This is a genomic window from Robiginitalea sp. (assembly GCF_049588695.1).
Classification (GTDB): domain Bacteria; phylum Bacteroidota; class Bacteroidia; order Flavobacteriales; family Flavobacteriaceae; genus Robiginitalea.
Genome location: NZ_JBAVZJ010000147.1, coordinates 1 through 8059 on the forward strand (window position 1 = coordinate 1; position 8059 = coordinate 8059).

Annotated in this window: 7 protein-coding genes and 1 pseudogene; 3 read left to right on the forward strand and 5 right to left on the reverse strand. The window is 49.5% G+C overall.

Annotated elements, in window-relative coordinates; genetic code table 11:
- The 3 genes and pseudogenes from WBV75_RS03400 to WBV75_RS03410 all read left to right on the forward strand — a co-directional run.
- Positions 1 to 425: pseudogene (locus tag WBV75_RS03400) on the forward strand (uracil-DNA glycosylase family protein); the annotation flags it as partial.
- Between the two features lie 208 nt (positions 426 to 633).
- Positions 634 to 1110, forward strand: coding sequence for a hypothetical protein (locus WBV75_RS03405; protein WP_424119253.1), 477 nt, complete (start codon positions 634 to 636; stop codon positions 1108 to 1110).
- An 87-nt stretch (positions 1111 to 1197) separates the two neighbouring features.
- Positions 1198 to 3744 carry a phosphoenolpyruvate carboxylase gene (locus WBV75_RS03410; protein ID WP_424119254.1) on the forward strand — a complete coding sequence of 849 codons (2547 nt, stop codon included), beginning with the start codon at positions 1198 to 1200 and terminating at the stop codon, positions 3742 to 3744.
- 57 nt (positions 3745 to 3801) lie between these two features.
- On the opposite strand, the gene WBV75_RS03415 is transcribed toward WBV75_RS03410, so the two are convergent.
- The 5 genes from WBV75_RS03415 to WBV75_RS03435 form a co-directional block, all read right to left on the reverse strand.
- Positions 3802 to 5301, reverse strand: a complete 1500-nt coding sequence (locus WBV75_RS03415; RefSeq protein ID WP_424119255.1) for a M20/M25/M40 family metallo-hydrolase — start codon at positions 5299 to 5301, stop codon at positions 3802 to 3804.
- A gap of 80 nt (positions 5302 to 5381) precedes the next feature.
- Positions 5382 to 5603, reverse strand: a complete 222-nt coding sequence (locus WBV75_RS03420) for a hypothetical protein (protein ID WP_424119256.1) — start codon at positions 5601 to 5603, stop codon at positions 5382 to 5384.
- Positions 5600 to 6388, reverse strand: coding sequence for a tryptophan synthase subunit alpha (trpA, locus tag WBV75_RS03425; RefSeq protein WP_424119257.1), 789 nt, complete (start codon positions 6386 to 6388; stop codon positions 5600 to 5602). Before trpA ends, WBV75_RS03420 begins: the two co-directional genes overlap by 4 nt.
- Before the next feature lie 12 nt (positions 6389 to 6400).
- Entirely contained in the window at positions 6401 to 7609 is a 1209-nt protein-coding gene (gene trpB / locus WBV75_RS03430; RefSeq protein ID WP_424119258.1) for a tryptophan synthase subunit beta, read from the reverse strand.
- A partial coding sequence (locus tag WBV75_RS03435) for a phosphoribosylanthranilate isomerase (RefSeq protein ID WP_424119259.1) occupies positions 7609 to 8059 on the reverse strand: 451 nt, incomplete at its 5' end. The genes trpB and WBV75_RS03435, both read right to left, overlap by 1 nt.

Consider the following 8059-nt stretch of genomic DNA (forward strand, 5'->3'; position numbering starts at 1 on the left):
GGATAGGTATTTGCGATATTGTCGACCGGGCAGAGAGGGAACACATCGATGCCTCAGATCTGGGAATGAAAAATATCGAACTCCGCGATTTACTCTCCTTACTCAGCCGTTATCCTAATGTAAAACAGCTGCTCTTTACCGGGGGGAACAGCAAAAATGGACCGGAATACCTTTTCAGAAGGCATTTGAAAGAGAAAAGCCTGCGCCTTGAACGGATTTCAGATTCGGTCCCTAGAATTCATCGATTTCGAATGCCTGGAGAGGGTGCATCGGAGCGGTTAATCACCACAGTCTCCCTGACCGCTCCCTCGGGCTCTGCCAACCGGGCCGTTGGGAGCCTGCCCGAATACAAGGCGAAAAAGGCTGCTGACCCGAAGTATACCACCCTGGATTTTCGGGTGGAGCAGTACAGGCAGTTTTTTTGACAGAGATTGAATTCGTAAAGTATAGAAAAGTATTTATAATAAAGCGTTTAGGGGGAACTCGCAGGCTATTGTAGTGACCTGTAAAGCAAAGCCAAAAGCCGCTGAATGGGTTATACAAAAGAGAACTAAGTCCGGAAGTAGGGATAGGATCTACTTTCTATTGTTGATTTTTTTGTTTCTTTATAAGATAGCGCTGTAAAAAATATCTATGACAGGTCGATTCCTTTTGTTCCTTGTAATTGCCGCCATTTCGGCCAGGGGCTTTGGTCAGGTTCAAGGAGAGGAGGATTTATATGGTAAATGGCGAATTCTCGGGGATTTCAGGGATGGAGAGCAAACTTTGGAAGCTCTTAAGGATACCATCAAGAACCCAAAGCACTATTATTTCTATTTCAATTCAGATGGCACTTATACAAGTGATATAGTATCTTTAAAATGGGGCTATAAGGGGAAACAAATGAAGGGCAAATGGGAGTTAGATAGTGCTGGTCAAAATATTACATTCACAAGATTTCTAAGTAGAAAAGAACAGAGAAAAATTCCAAAACAGTGGGTTGAGAAACATGCAAATGGGTCCTTTACACTTGTTCCGGTCAAAGATCCGGTAATTGAATTCTCTGACGGCAAATTGGTCCTTTACGATGAACAACATAAAACGTATGATGTTTACGTAAAACAAAAATGACAAAGACCGAACGGATACTTACTCCGATCTTTAAACGATAGAAATAGGTTTGTCATATGGTATTAAGATTCAAAATGAAGTAATTATATGAGTCAGACAGAACGGCTAACAGAATTTCAGAAGTCCGTAAGTAACAAGTTCAATGTATACAACAGCCTCTTCCTGAACCTGCCCTATACGGAAGGGGAGGAAGTCGGTATTCTGATCCCGTTGCTCTTTCAGGAATGTGAGAAGGGTTTAAAGGCGGGCAAGCACCCATCTGAAATCCTCGATGGGTTTTTTTCCTCCTTCACTGAGGCGGAAACGGAAGAAAAGCGAATTGACCTGATGTTCCGGATCATTCAATATGTGGAACGGCAGGTCGTACTGTACGACAGTGTAGAGGATGCCGCCTTTTCAAACCTGCACTTGCATACGGACTCCCTGTCCATAAGGGATTTCTTACAAATGGCCCGAAAGAGCGGAAAATGGGATGAGGTTGCCGAGAAGCTCGACACCTTCAGTGCCCGAATTGTCCTGACGGCCCACCCGACCCAATTCTATACCCCGGCCGTGTTGGATATCATTTCAGAATTGCGGGAGCTGATTATGCACAACCGAATCGATGAAATCGATGTCACCCTGCAGCAACTGGGCCTGACCTCCCTGATCAACCGTAAAAAACCCACCCCGCTCGACGAGGCGAAAAATATCATTTACACCCTTCGCCATATTTACTACGATGCCGCGGGGGACCTCTACACACATATTAAGTCGAGTATTGGCAATCCGGAGTACAATAACCCCGATATTATTAAGCTCGGGTTCTGGCCCGGGGGGGACCGGGACGGCAATCCTTACGTCACTGCAGAAATTACCCGTGATGTGGCGGACGCGCTTCGTACGACACTTATGAAATGCTACAACAAAGACTTAAAGGAGCTGCAGAAAAAACTTTCCTTCAGGGGGGTGCAGGAAAAGGTTGAAGCATTGCGCGGTCTTATTTACGTGGCGATGTTCGACGTTGATCGCAAGGTGGATTTCGGACAAATCATAGAACCGCTCCTGGAAGTGCGCTCCGTGCTTATCGATCGGTACCACAGCTTGTACCTGAATGAGCTCGACGCCTTTATCGACAAAGTAAGGCTTTTCCGTACCCATTTTGCCACCCTGGACATTCGTCAGGACCACAGGGTACACCGGGGCGCGGTGGAGGCCATCCTCAGACAACACGGGTATATTGACTCCACATTGGATGAACTCGGGGGAGAACGCCTGCTACAGTTACTGAGCGAAGAATCCCTGAGGGTGAACCCGGAAGTGTATTCAGATCCTGTAATTCAGGATACCCTGCTCAATATTAGTCAATTGGGCGAAATCCAGGCTAAGAATGGCGAGGCGGGCTGTAACCGGTATATCATCAGTAATTCAGAGGATATCTATGCCGTGCTTTTTGTGTATGCACTCTTTAGGTGGTGCGGTTGGGAGGGCCGCCCAATCCCCTTTGATATTGTACCCCTTTTTGAAACGATGGCCGGGATGGATGCCTCCGAATCCGTGATGCAGTCCCTGTTCGACCTTCCTTTCTACCGGGAGCATATCAGGCAGCGAAGCAACCGGCATACTATCATGCTCGGGTTTTCTGATGGTACTAAGGATGGGGGATACCTCAAAGCAAACTGGTCTATCTTTAAAACAAAAGAAAAACTCTCCGAGGTTTGTGAATCCAATGGGGTGGGAGCGGTTTTCTTTGACGGGCGGGGTGGTCCGCCGGCCAGGGGTGGGGGAAAGACCCACAGGTTTTACGCTGCCCAGACCCAACAGATTGCCAATTCCGAAATTCAACTGACGGTTCAGGGCCAGACCATTACCAGTACCTTCGGAACCCCGGAGCAATTTATCCACAATAGCGAACAATTACTTACGGCCGGGGTGTCCAATACGATCTACGGGGAGGATAATGCGATTTCCGGGAGTCAACGCGAACTGATCGAAAGGCTTTCAGACCTTAGTTTCGACAAATACAACGCCCTGAAGCACCACGAGAAATTTATTTCGTACCTGGAAGAACGGAGCACGCTGAGGTTTTATAAAAATGCCAATATTGGCAGCCGGCCGGGAAAACGGGGAAATAAGGCGAAACTTGAACTCACCGACCTTCGTGCGATCTCCTTTGTCGGTTCCTGGAGCCAGCTCAAACAGAATGTCCCGGGATACTTCGGGATCGGCACGGCCCTGAAAGCGGTTAAGGATGAAGGAGGCTTATCCGAATTGAAGGCCCTTTTCAGGGATGTGGCTTTTTTCAGGGCACTGATGCTGAACAGTATGATGTCCCTCACAAAATGCTATTTTGAGCTCACGGCCTATATGGAAGAAGATCCCGAGTTCGGCGGTTTCTGGAAAATCCTTAAGGATGAATACCTGCTCTCTAAGGAAATGCTCCTCGAAATTTCGGGATACACCGAATTGATGCAGGACGAACTCCTCTCCAGGGAATCCATCCGGATCCGCGAGCAGATAGTACTCCCCTTATTGGTGATACAGCAGGCTTCTCTGCAAAAAATCAATGGAGCCTCCGCAAATGTGGAGTTGTACGAAAAAATCATCACCCGATCCCTGTATGGGAATATCAACGCAAGCCGGAATTCAGCCTGAGGCGCTCCACAGGTTTCAGGGGTATGGTAAGTAAGTACTGCCAGGACCCACTCGGTCTTATTCAGCGACTGGAGTGGTCATTAGCGCCTGTAAGGCCCTGATCCCATAATCGATCTGACCAATTTTAAGGTTTTCATTCGGACTGTGCTGGTTGTTGTCGGGGTTCACCAAAGGCAGCAGAAAAGCAGGAATTTCCAGCGCGTTCACAAAGGGGGCAATAGGTACGGTGCCTCCCATTATACGTATTTGAACAACAGGCTGGCCGAAGGTCTCCTGTAAAAGGACTTTTAAGTGCTCCCCGTACGGGTGGTCCAGGGAGGTGCGGAAGGCATCGGTGACACTCCCTTCATCGACGGTGACCCATTTGGCCGTTGAAGCTCTCATTTCCGCGGTAGGCACGTCATCGGTGATCTCATAACCAAGTGATTCAATATGTTTTCGAACCAGTCCCTTTAATCGTGCACCGTCACTTTCGGGAACCAGGCGCAGGTCGAGTTCTGCTGTGGCCGTGGAGGGGATGATCGTACGTGCTTCGGGACCCACCCAGCCTGAGGATAGCCCCCTCACGTTTAAAGAAGGGTATTGGAGGGATTCCTGATAAAAAGCTCCGACTTTTTCAGGTGTTTTAATTTGTAAGGCGGCATTGATCCGGGCGGCATCATCGGGTACGGCCTGAAGGATTTCCCTTTCATTTTCCCTGAGTTCGATCCCGTTGTAATACCCTGGGATCACCACCCGGCCTTCAGCATCTTTCATACTGGCGAGGATTTGCGCGAGCTGCATACCGGGGTTCGGCGCATAGTTCCCGTAGTGCCCGCTGTGTTGCGGAAGTATGGGCCCGTAGGTTGTCAGGCTCATCGTGGTGATTCCCCTGCACCCGTATACGATGGTGGGCTGTCCGGAGACGTGTACCGGCCCGTCAGAAATAATGAGATAATCGGCTTCGAGGAGTTCGCGGTACCGGTCTACTGCTGCAGGAAGTGGGGCGCTGCTTTTTTCCTCTTCCCCGTCCAGAATTACCTTTATGTTATAGGGAATCTCCTGTTCCGTTTTACGAATGAGATCTATGGTGTTTAACAACATGACGATGGGTCCCTTATCGTCAGAGGTAGAGCGTCCGAAAAGGCGCCAGTCATAGGGGATGTCATCGTTGAGTTCTCCAAAGTCAAGGGAGCGCCATCCCTCACCCTCCCGGGCTTTCAACACGGTTTTATACGGGTCTGGCTGATCCCATTTTGAAGGGTCAATGGACTGACCGTCAAAATGCATGTAAAAAAGTAAGGTGGGCTTTTTAGAGTCCATAGGGAGGGCTGCAAAAAACAAGGGCAGGCCTTCGGTAGGGAGTACGGAAGTATTAAAGCCCCTTTCGCTGAATTTATCTGAAAGCCAGGTGATGTTCCGGTTGATATCCGCAGGATTGAGGGCATCATTCGGAATGGCCACGAATTCCACAAGCTCATCTATGGTATGCCTGACCTGGGTCTTCATTAGTGCGCTGTCCTGTGCCTGGCACCAAATTGCAGTAAAGGCCAGAAATAAACTAAGTGGTTTGTGCATGGGGGTATTGAGTTTGAGTCTAAATCTAAAGAAAAATGAGGTAAGGACTTTCCCTGGATGCATAAAATGACCTCAGAAAATCAAGCCCGGGGTTTTACCCTTAGAAATACCAGACGAAGCAGTGCGATCCAGGGCAGGCTGTGAAAAACCAGGTCAAACCAGTCCATGGGCATCATACCTTTCGCACCCCCTGCCACCCATCTGATTTTCCCTAATAGGTGCGGTTCCGGAAAATAGGGTGCCAACCCGAGGGTAAGGCAAGCCAGGATAACAATCCTGTAGTCGTTCAGGGGGTTCTTCATGGGCGCAGGGATTTGATGAATCCGGAAATCCCGGAAATCCCGTTTTCGGAAAGGTTTTTGATGAATGCCGATCCGATAATGGCGCCCCGGGCGTGGCGGGTGGCCTGCCCGAAGGTTTGGGCATTGCTGATCCCGAAGCCCACGATTTGCGGATTCCTGAGGTTCATTTCGGAGATGCGCTCAAAATAAGATGCTGCCGAAGCTTCAAAACCCGACCGGGCTCCTGTAGTACTGGCAGAACTCACCATATAGATAAAGGCATCTGAGGCGGAATCGATCCTCCGGATGCGCTCCACAGAGGTTTGAGGGGTGATCAGGAAGATCATTTTAAGGTTGTATTGCTCAAAGACAGGGCGGTACTCTTTTTCATAGATCTCCAGGGGTAAGTCGGGTAGGATCAGGCCATCGATACCTGCTTTCTGGCACTCCCTGCAAAAAGCCTCTACCCCGAATTGGAGGACGGGATTGAAATATCCCATCAGGATTAGCGGCAGGTGGATTTCAGGACGCACGTCCCTGATTTGTTCAAAGAGCTTCTTCGTGGTCATTCCATTTTTCAGGGCAGCCATGGAACTCTCCTGTATGGTAGGTCCATCGGCAAGTGGGTCGCTGAAGGGCAGGCCAATCTCAATCATATCCACCCCGCTATTCTGAAGTTCACGGAGTATGGGGAGGGTATCCTCTAAATTGGGATAACCAGCTGTAAAGTATATGGAAAGAAGCTTCCCGTCTTTCTGGAATGCATCGGCGATCCGGTCGGTAATTTTTGTTGTTTCTATCTTCATGGACACCCTGGCTTAGAGGTTAAAATACTCGATAAAGGTTTGCAGGTCCTTGTCCCCGCGTCCGGAGAGGTTAAAAACCAGGACATCGTCGGGCTTAAATTCCCTGGACTTTAAAATCGCAAAGGCATGGGCGGTTTCAATAGCCGGGATTATTCCTTCCAGGGCGGCGAGTTCTTTTCCGGCCTCCATAGCTTCCCCATCGGTGACGGAGTGAAATTCCCCCCTTCCCGTGGCGTACAGGTGGGCGTGCATCGGGCCAATCCCCGGATAATCCAGACCGGCAGAAATCGAGTAAGGTTCTGTGATCTGCCCATCCCCTGTTTGCATCAAAAGGGTCTTACTGCCATGGATAATCCCGACGGTGCCCAGGGCTGAAGTCGCGGCACTTTCCCCGCTGCTAATCCCTTTTCCAGCAGCTTCGACGGCGATAATACCTACCTCCGGGCGGTTCAGGTAATGGTAATAAGCCCCTGCGGCATTGCTGCCTCCCCCGACACAGGCGATGATGTAATCCGGGGCATCGCGCCCCTCCTTTTCCTGCAGTTGTTTGCCTATTTCCTCAGAGATCACCGACTGAAAACGGGCGACCATATCGGGATAGGGATGGGGCCCGACCACAGACCCAATGATGTAGTGTGTATCCTCCGGGTTGTTGATCCAGTCTCGTATCGCTTCGTTTGTGGCATCCTTCAGGGTGCGGCTTCCCGAGCGTGCGGCCCGTACTTCAGCCCCTAGCATCTTCATCCGGGCGACGTTGGGCGCCTGTCGTGCAATATCCACCTCTCCCATATAAACGATACAGGGCAAGCCCATCAGGGCACAGACTGTGGCAGTGGCCACACCGTGTTGCCCGGCCCCGGTTTCTGCAATAATTCTCTTTTTCCCCAATTTTTGGGCCATCAGGATTTGACCGATGGTATTGTTGACCTTATGGGCTCCGGTATGGCATAAGTCCTCCCGCTTCAGGTAGATCCGTGTACCGTATTTCTCTGAGAGTCGTCGGGCAAAATACAGGGGGGTAGGCCGCCCGACATAATCGCGGAGCAATTGCCTGAATTCATTTTGAAATTCAGGGGACCCCATAATCTCCCGGTAGCAGGATTTTAGTTCCTCTACGTTGGGGTAGAGCATTTCCGGGATAAACGCCCCTCCGAAAGACCCGTAAAAACCTTCTTCATCTGCGTGATAGCTATCCATATCGTATTCCAGTTTAGTGCTCATTACTGCGTTTTTTCGTTCCAAACCCCACATTTAAGAAACCGTTTCAGGGCGTTGATATCCTTTTTACCGGGACGGATTTCAAATTTACTGTTTACATCAATACCCACACAAAATTCAGCCTGTGGAGTCCGGAAGAAATCCAGCAGTTTATCGCAGTCGTTTTCTCCGATCCCACCACTGAGTAAGTAGGGCTTCTTATACGGGTAATCCCTGAGTTGTTCCCAGTCGAAACGGGTTCCGTTTCCACCGGGTAGTTCCCCCTTTGTATCAAAGAGAAAATAGTGGCAGGTTCCCAGGTATTCTTCTAGTTTATTAAAATTAAAACCAGGACCTATGGCAAAAGCTTTGATCAGTTCTGTTTCGGGAGCTTCCTTTTGAATCCGGTCGTAGAGTTTAAAGCAGTATTCTGTAGTTTCCTGACCGTGTAATTGCACCCCATGCAGACCGTAC

What these genes read in the sequence shown, in the direction of transcription:
- WBV75_RS03415 (WP_424119255.1), bottom strand. Translation starts at nt 5,301, where the DNA reads ATGCACAAACCACTTAGTTTATTTCTGGCCTTTACTGCAATTTGGTGC.
- WBV75_RS03405 (WP_424119253.1), top strand. Translation starts at nt 634, where the DNA reads ATGACAGGTCGATTCCTTTTGTTCCTTGTAATTGCCGCCATTTCGGCC.
- trpA (WP_424119257.1), bottom strand. Translation starts at nt 6,388, where the DNA reads ATGAAGATAGAAACAACAAAAATTACCGACCGGATCGCCGATGCATTC.
- WBV75_RS03410 (WP_424119254.1), top strand. Translation starts at nt 1,198, where the DNA reads ATGAGTCAGACAGAACGGCTAACAGAATTTCAGAAGTCCGTAAGTAAC.
- WBV75_RS03420 (WP_424119256.1), bottom strand. Translation starts at nt 5,603, where the DNA reads ATGAAGAACCCCCTGAACGACTACAGGATTGTTATCCTGGCTTGCCTT.
- trpB (WP_424119258.1), bottom strand. Translation starts at nt 7,609, where the DNA reads ATGAGCACTAAACTGGAATACGATATGGATAGCTATCACGCAGATGAA.